The sequence below is a fragment of the Pseudoduganella lutea genome (genome assembly GCF_004209755.1).
GTDB lineage: Bacteria > Pseudomonadota > Gammaproteobacteria > Burkholderiales > Burkholderiaceae_D > Rugamonas > Rugamonas lutea.
Genome location: NZ_CP035913.1, coordinates 3,886,411 through 3,900,701, shown reverse-complemented (window position 1 = coordinate 3,900,701; position 14,291 = coordinate 3,886,411). Strand labels below are relative to the sequence as shown.

Below are 14,291 nucleotides of genomic sequence, written 5' to 3'. Positions count from 1 at the left end.
CTGACCCCGGTTTTAGGAAATGTTTCGGCATAGCACTGATATCATGCCCGCTTCGAATCGGAAGGAGCAAGCATGGGCATCGGCGGAAACACCATCGAACAGGCACTGGCGACGCTGTCGGACATGACGGCGGGCGCGGTGCCGATCGGGCGCGGGGAACACGTGGCGCGCATTGCAAAGGCGCAGGCGTTCATGCGGGCGCAGGGGATTGCGGCGGTGTGGCTGAACGCGGGCACGAACCTGTTGTACTTCACCGGCATGAAGTGGCATGCGAGCGAACGGATGGTCGGGGCGATCCTGCCGGCCGAGGGCGGGCTGGCTTACCTGGCGCCGGCGTTCGAGGAAGCCACGCTGCGTGACTTCATGGTGGTTGATGGCCCGATCCACACGTGGCACGAGCATGAGAACCCGTGCGCCCTGTTCGTCGACACGCTCGAGGCCCTGGGCATCGAAGCAGGTGCGCGCATCGGCATCGACGAGAGCACGCCGTTCTTCACGGCCGACGGCATTCGCCAGCAGGCGGATGGCTACACGCTGGAAAACGCCAAGGCAGTGACGGCGCACTGCCGCACCCGCAAGTCGCCAAACGAGATCGCGCTGATGCAGCGCGCCAAGGACATGACGATGGCCGTGCACGTGGCCACCGCCAGCATCCTGCACGCAGGCATCACCACCAAGGAAGTGGAAGACTTCATCGACCGCGCACATCGCAAGGTGGGCGCACCGGCCGGTTCTTACTTCGTCATCGTGCTGTTCGGCGAGGCGACAGCGTTCCCGCACGGCGTGTCGTACGTGCAGACGCTGAAAGATGGCGACACGGTGCTGATCGACACCGGCTGCAAGCTGCACGACTACATCTCGGACATCACGCGCACCTACGTGTTCGGTACGCCGACCGAGCGCCAGCGGGCGGTGTGGAACGCGGAAAAGGCGGCGCAGCAGGCGGCGTTCGATGCGGCGCAGCTGGGCGTGCCCTGCGAAGAGGTGGATGCCGCGGCGCGGCGCTCGCTGGAGGCGAATGGCTTCGGCCCCGGCTACAAGCTGCCTGGCCTGCCGCACCGCACGGGCCACGGCATCGGCCTGGACATCCACGAATGGCCGTACCTGGTGGGTGGCGACAGGACGCCGCTGGACGTGGGCATGTGCTTCTCGAACGAACCGATGATCTGCGTGCCGGGCGAATTCGGCATCCGCCACGAGGATCATTTCTACATGACGGAAGACGGGCCGCGCTGGTTTACGCAGCCGGCCCGCTCGATCGACGATCCGTTCGGCGGCTAGGCCTTCTTTGAAACCAGGGTCAGGATGTCGTAGCTGGCCACCAGCTCATCATTCTGGTTCGTCACCTGCACGTCCCACGCGACGACACCCTGCCCCACGCCCTTGTCGTCGGTGCGGTTGCGGTCGACCTTGCGCTTGCACGTGAGGCGCGCGCGGATCGTGTCGCCGATGCCCACCGGCGTGATGAAACGCAGGTTGTCCAGCCCGTAGTTGGCCAGCACGGGCCCCGGCGCCGGCGACACGAACAGCCCGGCCGCCGCCGACAGCACGAAGTAGCCGTGGGCGATGCGCTTGCCGAACTGCGTGTCCTTCGCGGCGATGTCGTCGAAGTGCATGTAGAAGTAATCGCCGGAGACGCCGCCGAAGTTCACGATGTCCGCCTCGCTGACGGTGCGCCGGTGCGTCAGCAGCGAGTCGCCCACCTGCAGGTCCTCGAAATGGCGGCGGAACGGGTGCACTTCCGATTCGCGCACGGCGCCACCGCGCACATACTCCCCAGTGATCGCGGACAGCATCGTCGGCGAACCCTGCACGGCCGTGCGCTGCAGGAAATGCTTGACGGCGCGGATGCCGCCCAGCTCCTCACCGCCGCCGGCGCGGCCCGGCCCGCCGTGCTTCAGTTGCGGCAGCGGCGAACCGTGGCCCGTCGAATCGACCGACGCCTCGCGCTCCAGCACCAGCACGCGGCCGTGATGGGATGCCGCTACCGGCACCGCATACGCCGCCGTGCGAGGATCCTTCGTCACCAGCGTGGACACGAGGCTGCCCTTGCCTTTCGCGGCCAGCGCCAGCGCCTCGTCGATCCCGTCGTACGTCATCAGGGTGCTGACCGGGCCGAACGCCTCCACGTCGTGCACGGCATCGTTGTCCATCGCGTTGCGGCACATGACCAGCGTGGGCGCGAAGAACGCGCCTTCGTGCACGCCGTCGCCCACCAGTTTCAGTTCGCCGCCATGCAGCAGTTCGTTCCCGGACAGCAGCCGCTCGACCTGGGCCGCCACGTCGCGCTGCTGGTCCTTGGAGGCCAGTGAACCCATGCGCACACCCTCGACGGACGGATCGCCGATCGTGATTTTCGAGAGCCGGTCGCGCAGCCGTTCCGCCACCGCGTCCGCCTGCGTGCGGGGCACGATGATGCGGCGGATCGCCGTGCATTTCTGGCCCGCCTTGCCCGTCATCTCGCGCGCCACTTCCTTCACGAACAGGTCGAATTCCGGGTCGTCGGGCGTCACGTCCGGCGCCAGGATCGCGCAGTTCAGCGAATCGGCTTCCGCCGTGAACGGCACGGAGTTCGCGATCAGGTTGCGATTGGACCGCAGCTTTTGTGCCGTGTCCGCGGAACCGGTGAACGTGACGGCATCGAAGCCCGTCAGCCGGTCCAGCAGGTCGCCCGTGCTGCCGATCACCAGTTGCAGCGCGCCGTCGGGCAGCAGGCCCGAGTCGTGCATCATGCGCACCAGCGCCTCCGTCAGGTAGCTCGTGGCGGTGGCCGGCTTGCCGATGCACGGCATCGCGGCCAGGAAGCTGGGCGCGAATTTTTCCAGCAAGCCCCAGATGGGGAAGTTGAACGCATTGATGTGCACCGCCACGCCGCCGCGCGGCACGAGGATGTGCGTGCCGGAGAAACCGCCACGCTTGCCCAGCGCCATGGCCGGCCCTTCATGCAGCACGTTCGACGACGGCAGCTCGCGGCTGCCGATGCCGGCATACGCGAACAGCGTGCCGATGCCGCCTTCCACGTCGACCCAGCTGTCCGGCCGCGTGGCCCCCGTGAAGCGCGAGATTTCATACAGCTGCTCCTTGCGCTCCATCAGGTACAGGGCCAGCGCCTTCAGCCGCGCGGCGCGCTGCTGGAAGTCCAGCGCCATCAGTGCCGGGATGCCCGTCTTGCGGCCATAGTCCAGCACTTCGCCGAAATCGATCGATTCGGCGTGCGTGTGATAGATCAGGCTGTTGTTCAATGCGCTGTGCAGCGGCTGGTGCGCTTCCTTGCCGTGCCAGCGGCCGCCGATAAAACTTTGCAACGTTCCCATGTCCGTCTCCGTTCAGGTTGTTTTCTTGTGCACGTGCAGCGGGACCGAACTGTCCCAGGCGATGCGCGGCCGGTCCGGTTCCAATGCCGTGAAAGCGTCGACTTCGCGCATCGTTTCGCGCGAACGCACCGCAAGCTCGTGATACTGCGCGGTACCGACGTTTTTCCACGCGATCTCCGCATCCGTGACGTCGCGCACGACCCGCGCCGGCGTGCCCATCACCATGCTGCGCGGCGGGATCGCCATGTTCGCCTTCACGAAGCTCATCGCCGCCACGATGCTTTCACTGCCCACCACCGCGTTGTCCATCACGACCGCGTTCATGCCGACGAGCGCATTGCGGCCGATGCGGCAACCGTGCAGCACGGCCCCGTGGCCGATATGCCCATCCACTTCGACGACCGTATCCGTGTTCTCGAACCCGTGCATCACGCAGTTGTCCTGCACGTTCGAACCTTCTTCCAGCACGATGCGGCCGAAGTCGCCCCGCAGCGATGCGAGCGGGCCGACATAGCAGCGCGGGCCGACGATCACGTCGCCGATCAGCACCGCGGTCGGGTGCACGTAGGCGGTCGGATGCACGACCGGCCGTACGCCATTGATTTCGAATACCTTGACCATGCGCGTCACACCCGTTCGATGACGAGCGCAATGCCCTGGCCCACGCCGATGCACATCGTGCACAGCGCGTACCGCCCGCCGGCGCGTTCGAGCTGATTGACGGCCGCCGTGACGAGCCGCGCGCCGGAGGCGCCCAGCGGATGGCCGATGGCGATCGCGCCGCCGTTCGGGTTCACGTGCGCTGCATCGTCGGCCAGGCCCAGGTCGCGCATCACGGCCAGGCCCTGCGCCGCGAATGCTTCGTTCAGTTCGATCACATCCATCTGGTCGATCGTCAGCCCCAGTTGCGCCAGCACCTTCTTCGATGCCGGCGACGGCCCGAAGCCCATGATGCGCGGCGCCAGCCCGGCCACTGCCATGCCCAGCACTTTTGCACGCGGCGTCAGGCCATACTGCTCGACCGCCTCACGCGATGCCAGCAGCAGCGCGCACGCGCCATCGTTGACGCCCGATGCATTGCCGGCGGTGACGGTGCCATCCGGCCGCACCACGCCTTTCAGCTTGCCCAGCTGCTCGAGCGTCGTACCCGGGCGCGGATGCTCATCCGTATCGAACACCGTCGATTCGCCCTTCTTCGAATGCAGCGTGACAGGCACGATCTCGTCGTTCAACAGGCCGGCGGCATGGGCCGCGGCCCACCGCTGCTGGCTGCGCAACGCGAACGCATCCTGGTCGGCACGGTTCACGCCGAATTCCTGCGCCACGTTTTCCGCCGTCTCCGGCATGCTGTCGATGCCGTGCAATTCCTTCATCTTCGGGTTCACGAAGCGCCAGCCGATCGTCGTATCCTCGATCTTCGCCGTGCGGGAAAACGCGCTGTCGGCCTTGCCCATCACGAATGGCGCGCGCGTCATGCTCTCGACGCCGCCGGCGATGACGAGGTGCGCTTCGCCGGCCCGGATCGCCCGCGCCGCGGTGCCGATGGCATCGAGGCTGGAGCCGCACAGGCGGTTGATCGTGTTGCCCGGCACCTCCGGCGGCAGGCCGGCCAGCAGCGCGGCCATGCGGCCCACGTTGCGGTTGTCCTCACCGGCCTGGTTGGCGCAGCCGTACAGCACGTCGTCGACCCTGCGCCAGTCCACGCCGGGATTGCGCTCGACCAGCGCGCGGATCGGGATCGCCGCCAGGTCGTCCGCGCGCACGGCGGACAATGCCCCGCCGAAGCGGCCGAACGGCGTACGGATGGCATCGATGATGTAAGCCTCGTTCATGTTCATTTCCTGTTCGATTCCTGTTCAGTTCCTCGGTCGTTTGTCCACCACGCGGCGGGCCTTGCCCGTCAGCGTGCGTTCGATACCGTTGGGGGCCACCACGCTGACGCGGGTGGAAACGCCCACATGGGTCTTGATGCAGTGTTCCAGCTCGCGCGCCAGGGCGAGGCTTTCCGTTTCGCGCACGTCCGGGCGCAGCTCGGCGATCACCTCCAGCTTGTCCAGGTGCCCGTCGCGGGTAACCACCAGCTGGTACTGCGACGCCAGGTCCGGCATCTTCAGGATCAGTTCCTCGATCTGCGTGGGGAACACGTTCACGCCGCGGATGATCAGCATGTCGTCCGACCGGCCCGTGATCTTGCCGATGCGGCGCATGGCGCGCGACGTGGGCGGCAGCAGGCGCGTGAGGTCTTTCGTCCGATAGCGGATCACCGGCATCGCCTCCTTCGTCAGCGACGTGAATACCAGCTCGCCCTCCGAACCGTCCGGCAGTACTTCGCCCGTTTCCGGGTCGATGATCTCCGGGTAGAAATGGTCTTCCCAGATCACCGGGCCATCCTTGCTTTCGATGCATTCGCTGGCCACGCCGGGGCCCATCACTTCGGACAGACCGTAGATATCGACCGCATCGATGCCGGCGCGCTGTTCGATCTCGCCGCGCATCGCGTCCGTCCATGGTTCGGCACCGAAGATGCCCACCTTCAGCGACGATTCGGCGGGGTCGATGCCCTGCTTCTGGAATTCCTCGATGATGTTGAGCATGTACGACGGCGTGACCATGATGATCGACGGTGCGAAATCGCGGATCAGCTGCACCTGCTTTTCCGTCTGCCCGCCGGACATGGGGATCACCGTGCAGCCGAGCCGTTCGGCGCCGTAGTGCGCCCCGAGGCCGCCCGTGAACAGGCCATAGCCATACGAGATGTGCACCATGTCGCCGGCGCGGCCGCCGGCGGCGCGGATCGAGCGGGCAACGACATTGGCCCACGTGTCGATATCGTTCTGCGTGTAGCCGACAACGGTCGCCTTGCCGGTGGTGCCGCTCGAGGCGTGGATGCGCACCACCTGTTCGCGCGGCACGGCGAACAGGCCGAACGGGTAGTTGTCGCGCAGCGTCTTCTTGTCCGTGAACGGGAATTTCGCCAGGTCGGCCAGCGTGCGCAGGTCTTCCGGGTGCACGCCTTTCGCATGGAAGGCGGCGCGGTAGTGCGGCACGTTCTCGTAGGCGTGCCGCAGCGTTTTCTTCAGGCGTTCCAGTTGCAGGGCCTGCAGCTCGTCGCGGCTGGCGCGCTCGATCGGCTCCAGGTCCCCGGGAGCCGGATTACGTTGAACCATGTTGTCTTCTCCAGTTTCAGGCTGCGGATTCAGTGATCGTCAGGCTGTCATCGTCAGACGACCGTGCCCGCCACGCGGTGCGACCTGCCCCGGAACGTGGCGACCAGCAGGCCATCCTGGTTGACGACGTCGACGTCGTAGATGCCGGTCCTGCCGGCGAGCGCCCGCTCGACCGCCGTGGCGGTGAGCAGGTCATCCTGGCGCCCCGGCGCCAGGTAATCGATGGTGCAGCCCGCGCCCACGGTGTTGTGGTTATGGCTGTTGCAGGCAAAGGCGAATGCGCTGTCCGCCAGGGCGAAGATGAAGCCGCCGTGGCAGGTGCGGTGGCCGTTGAGCATGTCGCAGCGTACCTGCATCGACATGCGGGCATAACCGGGGCGGATCTCGTCCAAGGTCATGCCCAGGCCCTGGCTGGCGGGATCGCGGCCGAACATCGCCGCGCCGGCCGCCTCGGCGAGGACCTGTGCGCTCATCTGCATTGCGGAATCATTCGGCATGGAGCGCCTTTCGACCGGCCTGCCGGCGGCGCAGCAGCGGTGATACGCGGTAGCGGCCATCGCCATAGGTGGCCGCCAGGTTGTCGAGCACCTTGACGACGTGATCGGTGCCGACCGCCTCGGCCCATGCGAGTGGGCCTTTCGGATAATTGACGCCTTTCTGCATCGCCATGTCCACGGCCTGCGCGCTGCACACGCCGTGGTACACCGTGTCCGCCGCCTCGTTGGCGAGCATCGCCACGGTGCGCATCACGGCCAGGCCAGGCACGTCGTCCAGCCGCGTCACCGTGAAGCCGGCGGCCTGGAACAGCGCCACCGCGGCCTGGTAGGCGGCTTCGCCGCACTGGTCCGCACGGGCGATGGCGATGCGGGTCGCATGGGCGGCGTCCAGCACGAGATCGAACACCACGGTGTCGTCATGCCGGTTGGCGCGGGCGCGCGCCGTGGCGGTGCGGCCATCCGTCAGGTAAATGGCGGCGCCGTTGCAGTGGAAGGCCGGCGCTTCGCCGTGCTGGTGCCCTTCCGCGGACGTGCGCCGCGTGACGTGCAGGCCGTGCGCTTCTAAACGGGCCAGCATCGGCGCCGTCAATGCGCCGCTGGCACCCGCTTCCAGGCTGTAGCCCACGTATTCCGGCCGCGGGCAGTTCGGTTCGGATTTCGCCGGTTGCGGCACCGCGTTCTCGGCATAACGGTAAAAGCCGCGGCCCGACTTGCGGCCCAGGAAACCGGCATCGACCATTTCACGCTGCAGCACCGAAGGCGTGAAGCGCGGGTCGCCGTAATAGGCGTCGAACACGGATTTCGTGACGGCGTAGTTCACGTCGTGGCCGATCAGGTCCATCAGCTCGAAAGGCCCCATGCGGAAACCGCCCGCTTCGCGCATGAGGGCGTCGAGCGTGGCCGTGTCCCCGGCGCCTTCGCCCAGCAGCCGCCACGCTTCGGCATAGTAGGGCCGCGCAACGCGGTTGACGATGAAGCCCGGCGTGGACTTCGTGTGCACCGGATTCTTGCCCCAGGCCGCCGCCGTGTCGTGCACGGTTTGCGCGGCGGCATGGCCGGTGGCCAGGCCGCTGACGATTTCCACCAGCGCCATCAGCGGCACCGGATTGAAGAAATGCATGCCCACCAGCCGTTCCGGGCGGCGCAGCGGCGCGGCGATCGCCGTGACCGAGATCGACGACGTGTTGGTGGCGAGGATCGCATCGTCGGCGATGATGCCTTCCAGTTCCGCGAACAGGGCACGCTTGGCACCCAGGTCTTCGACGATCGCTTCGATAACGAGCGCCGCGTCGCCCAGCTCCGCCATGGTTGCCACGGCGTGCAGCCGGCCGCGCGCGGCTTCGGCATCGGCCACGCTCATCTTTCCTTTCGCGGACAGCTTGCCGAACGTGCCGGCGATGTCGTCGATCGCCTTGTTCAGGGCATCGGGGCGGGCATCGTACAGTTTCACGACGTGGCCGGCGGCGGCCGCCACCTGGGCGATGCCGGCGCCCATGGCGCCACAGCCGACGACGGCGATGATGGAATCACGGGTCAGTGCGGCCATCATTCCCCTTGAAGTGCGGCGTACGTTTCGAGACAAAGGCATCGACACCTTCGCGGTAGTCGTGGCTGTTGCCCAGTTCGCGCATCATGTCGGTCTCCAGCTTCAGCTGGGCGTGCAGGCCATTGCAGGCACTGAGCTGCATGGCCCGCTTGGTGTAGGCCAGACCTTTCGTGGGTGCGCACGCGAAGTGTTCGGCCATGGCCATGGCCTCCGTCATCAGCGCATCGTCCGGCAGCGCCTTCCAGATCAGCCCCCATTCTTCCGCACGGTCGGCGGACAGTTTGTCGCCCAGCATGGCCAGGCCCCTCGCCCGCGCCGGGCCGACCAGCCGCGGCAGGTGCCACGTGCCGCCCGTGTCGGGGATCAGGCCCAGCTTGCAGAACGACTGGATGAACGATGCCGATTTCGCCGCCAGCACGATGTCGCACGCCAGCGCCAGGTTAGCGCCGGCACCGGCCGCCACGCCGTTGACGGCGCAGATCACCGGCATCGGCAGCTCCTGGATCGCCATGACCAGCGGCGCATAGTATTTTTCCACGGAGTCGCCCAGGTCCACGGGCTGGTCGCCGGCGGATACCGCGCGGTCCGACAGGTCCTGGCCCGCGCAGAAGCCGCGGCCTGCACCGGTCAGCACCAGCACGCGCACGCTCTTGTCCGCGCGCATCTGGTCGAAGGCTTCGCGCACTTCCAAATGCATCGCCTGCGTGAAGCTGTTCAGTTTATCGGGGCGGTTCAGCGTCAGCGTGGCGATGCCGGCCTCGATGTGGAACAGGATGTTCTGGTAGGTCATTCGCTGGCTCCTTGTTAAATTCAGGGTACGAAAGGGTCAAGGAGTACTGGCCTGCAGGCCAGTACCGCTTCGCCGGCAAGGAGCAATGCTCCTTGAAACCCCGGCTACGCCCCGCCGGGTCTGACCCCGGCCTTTGTCTTGGGTTGTAATTGCGTTGCAGGCTCTTTATTCCGCCTGATCAAAATCGATAATCACCCGGTCCGTGGCGGGAAAACTCTGGCAGCTCAGCACGAAGCCGCGGGCGATCTCGTAGTCTTCCAGCGCATAGTTGACGTCCATGTCCACCTTGCCGTCGACCACCTTGCAGCGGCATGTGGAGCACACGCCGCCCTTGCACGAATAGCGCATTTCCAGGCCGGCGCGCAGGCCAGCATCGAGGATCGATTCCTTGTCCTTTTCCATCGTGAACGTGGCCGCGTTGCCATCCTGGATCACGGTGACTTCGGTGAGGTGTTGCGCCGCCTGCGCGTCGAACTGCGCGCGCGGCTTGTGCTGGTGCTTCGGGATCGATGCGGCGAACAGCTCGACCTTGATGGCCGCTTTCGGCATGCCCGCCTCCTGCAGCGCTTCGGAAACGCCGAGCATCATGTCTTCGGGCCCGCAGATGAAGGCGGTGTCGTAGTCGGCGATGTCGATCCACTGTTGCAGGAAGGCCGCGGTCTTTTCCTTTGTGATGCGGCCGTTGAAGAGTTCGATGTCCTGCTGTTCGCGGCTCATCACGTAGACGAGGTTGAGGCGCCCCAGGTACAGGTCCTTCAGTTCCATCAGTTCGTTGCGGAACATCATCGACGACGACGAGCGGTTGCCGTAGACCAGCGTGAACCGGCTGCGCGGCTCCGTCATCAGCGTGGTCTTCACGATCGACAGGATCGGCGTGATGCCGCTGCCGGCCGCAAAGGCCAGGTAGTTCCGCTCATTGTCCGCGGCCAGCGGCACGTTGAAGTGGCCCATCGGCGGCATCACGTCGATGACGGCGCCCTGCTTCAGCGATTCGTTGGCCCAGCACGAAAACATGCCGCCCGGCGTGCGCTTGATGGCCACCCGCAGGGCGCCATCCTGCACGGCGGAACAGATGGAATACGAGCGGCGCACGTCTTCGTCGCCGATCTTCGCCCGCAGGGTCAGGTGCTGGCCCTGCTGGTATTGAAAACTGTCGCGCAGCTCGGGCGGCACGGCGAACGTGACGGCGATGCAGTCGCGCGTTTCGTTGTGCACGCGGGCGACGGTCAATGAATGGAATTTGCTCATCTCAGTTACTCTTTCCTTGCCCTGGATGGAACTTGCTCATCTGCGTTACTCATTTCCTTACCGGGTCAGTGGCACTTGAAGTAATCGAACGGTTCCCGGCAATCGCGGCACCGGTACAGCGCCTTGCACGGGGTGGAACCAAACTGGCTCGTGAGCTCCGTGTGCGTGGAGCCGCAGTGGGGGCAGGCGATCGCGGGTGCGATGCTGGCTCGACGCAGGTTGGAACGAGATACCGCCGCAGCCAGCCCACCGCGCAGGCCGGAGATATCGATCACCTGCTGCGCGGGCGGGGCGATGCCGTAGCCTTGCAGCTTGCGTTTTCCTTCCGCGCTGAGCCAGTCCGTGGTCCACGCCGGCGACAGTTGCGTGACGATGCGCACGTCTTCCACGCCATGCGCCTGCAATGCCTCGCGCACGGCCGCTTCGATCACGTGCGTGGCCGGGCAGCCGGAGTACGTGGGCGTGAGCGTGACGGTGACGGCGGCGTCGTCCACATCGACGGCGCGTACGATGCCGAGGTCGACGACCGAGATCACGGGAATCTCGGGGTCGGCCACGTCCGCGAGCCACGTCCACACAATGGCTTCATCCAGTGCGGTGGTCATCATGGCCGTCACCAGCTTGCGTTCGGGTAGGCGCGCTGCAGGAACTGCATTTCCGCCAGCAGGTAGCCCAGGTGCTCGCTGTGCCGGCCCTGCTTGCCGCCCTTCTGCATCCACGCATCCGGCGACGGCATCGCCAGCGTGGCCTCGGCGAAGATGTCGCCCACGTGGGCCAGCCATTGCGCGCGCAGTTCGGCGGCCGGCGGCGCGATGCCGGCGGCGACCATTGCTTCATCCACCGTGTCGTAGTTGAACACCTCGCCCGTGTACATCCACAGCTCGTCGGCGGCGGTCTGCGTGTAGTCGTGGCTGAGCGCCGTGCCGTCGCCGAGGCGCACGACCAGGTCGCCGCTGCGGCGCAGGTGGTACGTGACTTCCTTCAGCGACTTTTCGGCGATTTCCGCGATGCGCGGATCGGCCGATTTCACCAGCGCGCCGATCAGGAAGTAGTGCCACGTATCGAAGTAGAACTGGCGAACGAGCGTGTGCGCGTAATTGCCGTTCGGCTGTTCGACCAGCAGCACGTTGTGGAAATCCTGCGTGTCGCGCCGGTAGGCCAGCGCATCCTCGTCGCGCCCCTGCCCTTCCAGCTCGCCGGCATAGGTGAGCCACAGGCGCGCCTGGCCCAGCAGGTCGAGCGCGACGTTCGTCAGCGCCATGTCTTCTTCCAGCGCAGGGCCCTTGCCGCACAATTCGGACAGGCGCTGGCTCAGCACGAGGGCGTTGTCGCCCAGGCGCAGCAGATACGGGATTCTCGCGTCCATTGTCCGGCCTTACAGGTTTTTCACTTCTTCCGGCATCGGGAAGAAGGTGGGATGGCGGTACACCTTGCTGTTGGCGGGCTCGAACAGCGCGCCCTTGTCGAACGGGCTGCTGGCGACGATGTCCGCCGCGCGCACGACCCAGATCGACACGCCCTCGTTGCGCCGCGTATAGACGTCGCGCGCGTTATTGATCGCCATTTCCGCATCCGGCGCATGCAGGCTGCCCACATGCTTGTGGGCCAGGCCATGCTGGCTGCGGATGAACACTTCCCACAGGGGCCATTCCTTGCTCATTGCTGTCTCCTCACGCTGCTTCTTGTGTTTTGGCTGCCGCTTTGTCCGCATGCGCCACCAGCGCTTCGCGGAACCACGCGCCATCGTCCCAGGCCTTGACGCGCGTGCGCAGGCGCTCGCGGTTGCACGGGCCGTTGCCCTTTAAAACGTCGTGGAATTCCTGCCAGTCGATCTCGCCGAAATCGTAATGACCGCGCTCCTCGTTCCACTTCAGGTCGGGGTCGGGAATCGTCAGGCCCAGGAATTCGGCCTGCGGCACGGTCTGGTCGACCATGCGCTGGCGCAGCTCGTCGTTGGAAAACAGCTTGATGCGCCATTGCGACGATTGCGCGCTGTTGACGGAGTGCGCGTCCGACGGGCCGAACATCATCAGCGACGGCCACCACCAGCGGTTCAGCGCATCCTGCGCCATCGCCTTCTGTTCCGGGGTGCCGTTGCACAGGGCCAGCATGATGTCGTAGCCCTGCCGGGCGTGGAACGATTCTTCCTTGCAGACGCGGATCATCGCCCGCGCATACGGGCCATACGAGCAGCGGCACAGCGGGATCTGGTTGATGATCGCGGAACCGTCGACAAGCCAACCGATGGCGCCCATGTCAGCCCACGACAGCGTGGGGTAGTTGAAGATGCTCGAATACTTGGCCTTGCCGGAATGCAGGGCCTGCAGCAGCTCGTCGCGCGACACGCCCAGCGTTTCGGCCGCGCTGTACAGGTACAGGCCATGGCCCGCTTCATCCTGGATCTTTGCCAGCAGGATCGACTTGCGCTTGAGCGTGGGGGCGCGCGTGACCCAGTTCCCCTCCGGCAGCTGCCCCACGATTTCCGAGTGGGCATGCTGGGAAATCTGGCGGATCAGCGTCTTGCGATACGCCTCCGGCATCCAGTCCTTCGGCTCGATCCTGATGCCGTCGTCGATGCGCGCCTGGAAGGCGCGCTCCTGCTCGCTCATCGATTCGGCCGTCTGCACGTTCTTCAGCCCCGTCTCCACCATCTGCGCATACATGGTCTGTCTCCTCTGTTTGCTCCCGTTCCAGCCATAATACGATACACAATTTTATTTGCAAGCTGTTTTTCTGTGTCATATCCAAGTTCCGTATCTTGTTCGGCTGAGTACAATGGCGGCATGAACAATGATTTGACCAATGCAAGCTTGAACAAGTGGATCGACCGTTTCCTGGCCGACGAACCGCCCCGCTCGAAATCGCTGGTGATGACGGTCTTCGGCGACGCGATCGTGCCGCACGGCGGCCTGGCCTGGCTGGGCAGCCTGATCGACCTGCTGGCGCCGTTCGGCGTGAACGACCGGCTGCTGCGCACGTCCGTGTTCCGGCTGGCGCAGGAAGGCTGGCTCGTATCGCAGCGCGATGGCCGGCGCAGCCACTACACGATCACGCCCGAGGCGGCGCAACGCTTCGCCCGCGCGTTCCGGCGTGTGTACGCGGCGCCTCACGTGCACTGGCAAGGCAGCTGGACATTCGTGCTGGGCACGAACGGCATCACACCGGCCGAGCGTGCGGCGCTGCGCAAGGAATTGCTGTGGGAAGGCTACAGCGTGGTGGCGCAGGGCATCGCCGGGCACCCCGCCGGCGATGCCGAGGCGCTGGACGACTTACTGGGCCGGCTGGGCATGCGCGGCAAGGTCTACGTGGTGCAGGCGGCGCAGTTGCCAGGCGTGCAGGGCAAGCCGCTGGCGGACCTGGTGGCCGAAGGATGGGACTTGCGGGAAGTGGCGGCCGGCTACGAGCGTTTCATCGGCACGTTCGCGCCGCTGCGCGCCCTGCTGGCCGACGGCGTGACGCCAGAGCGGGCCTTTGTCGTGCGCACGCTGCTGATCCACGCCTACCGGCGCGTGCAGCTGCACGATCCCCAGTTGCCCGTGGAGCTGCTGCCCGAGCCGTGGCCCGGGGCCGCTGCCTACGAGCTGGCGCGCGCGCTGTATCTGCTCACGTTTGCGCCGGCCGAGGAGCATGTGCTGGAGGCATTGCGGCGGGAGCAGGCGGACGTACCCGATGCGGAACCGGCATTCTTTGAACGGTTTGGCGGGTTGCGGTAGACGCCGGGGGGCCGCT

General features: G+C 66.0%; 14 protein-coding genes. 2 read left to right on the top strand and 12 right to left on the bottom strand.

The window, feature by feature from the left end; genetic code table 11:
• The first annotated feature begins 72 nt into the window (after positions 1-72).
• On the top strand, positions 73-1,281 hold the full coding sequence (locus EWM63_RS16585; protein ID WP_130187525.1) for a M24 family metallopeptidase: 1,209 nt from the start codon (positions 73-75) through the stop codon (positions 1,279-1,281).
• Here EWM63_RS16585 and paaZ read toward each other — a convergent pair.
• From paaZ to paaA, 12 genes are all read right to left on the bottom strand, one after another.
• Positions 1,278-3,314: a phenylacetic acid degradation bifunctional protein PaaZ gene (gene paaZ / locus EWM63_RS16580; RefSeq protein ID WP_130187524.1), complete on the bottom strand. Its 2,037-nt coding sequence runs from the start codon at positions 3,312-3,314 to the stop codon at positions 1,278-1,280. The two genes, EWM63_RS16585 and paaZ, sit on opposite strands and share 4 nt — an antisense overlap.
• Positions 3,315-3,326: 12 nt before the next feature.
• The gene (locus tag EWM63_RS16575) at positions 3,327-3,935 is read right to left on the bottom strand and encodes a phenylacetic acid degradation protein PaaY (protein ID WP_130187523.1); all 609 of its coding nucleotides are present in this window, start codon (positions 3,933-3,935) and stop codon (positions 3,327-3,329) included.
• Between the two features lie 5 nt (positions 3,936-3,940).
• Positions 3,941-5,146, bottom strand: a complete 1,206-nt coding sequence (gene pcaF, locus EWM63_RS16570; protein WP_130187522.1) for a 3-oxoadipyl-CoA thiolase — start codon at positions 5,144-5,146, stop codon at positions 3,941-3,943.
• A gap of 24 nt (positions 5,147-5,170) precedes the next feature.
• Positions 5,171-6,481: a phenylacetate--CoA ligase PaaK gene (gene paaK, locus EWM63_RS16565; RefSeq protein ID WP_130187521.1), complete on the bottom strand. Its 1,311-nt coding sequence runs from the start codon at positions 6,479-6,481 to the stop codon at positions 5,171-5,173.
• 53 nt (positions 6,482-6,534) lie between these two features.
• A complete protein-coding gene (paaI, locus tag EWM63_RS16560; RefSeq protein ID WP_229487325.1) occupies positions 6,535-6,978 on the bottom strand; it encodes a hydroxyphenylacetyl-CoA thioesterase PaaI in 444 nt (147 codons plus the stop codon).
• Entirely contained in the window at positions 6,968-8,524 is a 1,557-nt protein-coding gene (gene paaH, locus EWM63_RS16555) for a 3-hydroxyacyl-CoA dehydrogenase PaaH (protein WP_130190421.1), read from the bottom strand. Before paaH ends, paaI begins: the two co-directional genes overlap by 11 nt.
• Positions 8,505-9,314 carry a 2-(1,2-epoxy-1,2-dihydrophenyl)acetyl-CoA isomerase PaaG gene (gene paaG, locus EWM63_RS16550; protein ID WP_130187520.1) on the bottom strand — a complete coding sequence of 270 codons (810 nt, stop codon included), beginning with the start codon at positions 9,312-9,314 and terminating at the stop codon, positions 8,505-8,507. The genes paaH and paaG overlap by 20 nt, the downstream gene beginning before the upstream one ends.
• Positions 9,315-9,479: 165 nt before the next feature.
• Positions 9,480-10,562 carry a 1,2-phenylacetyl-CoA epoxidase subunit PaaE gene (gene paaE / locus EWM63_RS16545; RefSeq protein WP_130187519.1) on the bottom strand — a complete coding sequence of 361 codons (1,083 nt, stop codon included), beginning with the start codon at positions 10,560-10,562 and terminating at the stop codon, positions 9,480-9,482.
• A 65-nt stretch (positions 10,563-10,627) separates the two neighbouring features.
• On the bottom strand, positions 10,628-11,170 hold the full coding sequence (gene paaD, locus EWM63_RS16540) for a 1,2-phenylacetyl-CoA epoxidase subunit PaaD (RefSeq protein WP_130187518.1): 543 nt from the start codon (positions 11,168-11,170) through the stop codon (positions 10,628-10,630).
• A gap of 5 nt (positions 11,171-11,175) precedes the next feature.
• On the bottom strand, positions 11,176-11,928 hold the full coding sequence (paaC, locus tag EWM63_RS16535; RefSeq protein ID WP_130187517.1) for a 1,2-phenylacetyl-CoA epoxidase subunit PaaC: 753 nt from the start codon (positions 11,926-11,928) through the stop codon (positions 11,176-11,178).
• A gap of 9 nt (positions 11,929-11,937) precedes the next feature.
• Positions 11,938-12,222, bottom strand: coding sequence for a 1,2-phenylacetyl-CoA epoxidase subunit PaaB (paaB, locus tag EWM63_RS16530; protein ID WP_130187516.1), 285 nt, complete (start codon positions 12,220-12,222; stop codon positions 11,938-11,940).
• Between the two features lie 10 nt (positions 12,223-12,232).
• Positions 12,233-13,225 (bottom strand): 1,2-phenylacetyl-CoA epoxidase subunit PaaA, encoded by a 993-nt coding sequence (gene paaA / locus EWM63_RS16525; protein ID WP_130187515.1) that lies wholly within the window; start codon positions 13,223-13,225, stop codon positions 12,233-12,235.
• 120 nt (positions 13,226-13,345) lie between these two features.
• Here paaA and paaX point away from each other — a divergent pair, with 120 nt between their 5' ends.
• On the top strand, positions 13,346-14,275 hold the full coding sequence (gene paaX / locus EWM63_RS16520) for a phenylacetic acid degradation operon negative regulatory protein PaaX (RefSeq protein WP_130187514.1): 930 nt from the start codon (positions 13,346-13,348) through the stop codon (positions 14,273-14,275).
• Positions 14,276-14,291: the final 16 nt, after the last annotated feature.

Excerpts from the sequence above, each read along its gene's own strand:
- pcaF (WP_130187522.1), bottom strand. The coding sequence starts at position 5,146 with ATGAACGAGGCTTACATCATCGATGCCATCCGTACGCCGTTCGGCCGC.
- paaG (WP_130187520.1), bottom strand. The coding sequence starts at position 9,314 with ATGACCTACCAGAACATCCTGTTCCACATCGAGGCCGGCATCGCCACG.
- EWM63_RS16585 (WP_130187525.1), top strand. The coding sequence starts at position 73 with ATGGGCATCGGCGGAAACACCATCGAACAGGCACTGGCGACGCTGTCG.
- paaB (WP_130187516.1), bottom strand. The coding sequence starts at position 12,222 with ATGAGCAAGGAATGGCCCCTGTGGGAAGTGTTCATCCGCAGCCAGCAT.
- EWM63_RS16575 (WP_130187523.1), bottom strand. The coding sequence starts at position 3,935 with ATGGTCAAGGTATTCGAAATCAATGGCGTACGGCCGGTCGTGCATCCG.
- paaH (WP_130190421.1), bottom strand. The coding sequence starts at position 8,524 with ATGGCCGCACTGACCCGTGATTCCATCATCGCCGTCGTCGGCTGTGGC.
- paaE (WP_130187519.1), bottom strand. The coding sequence starts at position 10,562 with ATGAGCAAATTCCATTCATTGACCGTCGCCCGCGTGCACAACGAAACG.
- paaK (WP_130187521.1), bottom strand. The coding sequence starts at position 6,481 with ATGGTTCAACGTAATCCGGCTCCCGGGGACCTGGAGCCGATCGAGCGC.
- paaX (WP_130187514.1), top strand. The coding sequence starts at position 13,346 with ATGAACAATGATTTGACCAATGCAAGCTTGAACAAGTGGATCGACCGT.
- paaD (WP_130187518.1), bottom strand. The coding sequence starts at position 11,170 with ATGATGACCACCGCACTGGATGAAGCCATTGTGTGGACGTGGCTCGCG.
- paaA (WP_130187515.1), bottom strand. The coding sequence starts at position 13,225 with ATGTATGCGCAGATGGTGGAGACGGGGCTGAAGAACGTGCAGACGGCC.
- paaC (WP_130187517.1), bottom strand. The coding sequence starts at position 11,928 with ATGGACGCGAGAATCCCGTATCTGCTGCGCCTGGGCGACAACGCCCTC.
- paaI (WP_229487325.1), bottom strand. The coding sequence starts at position 6,978 with ATGCCGAATGATTCCGCAATGCAGATGAGCGCACAGGTCCTCGCCGAG.
- paaZ (WP_130187524.1), bottom strand. The coding sequence starts at position 3,314 with ATGGGAACGTTGCAAAGTTTTATCGGCGGCCGCTGGCACGGCAAGGAA.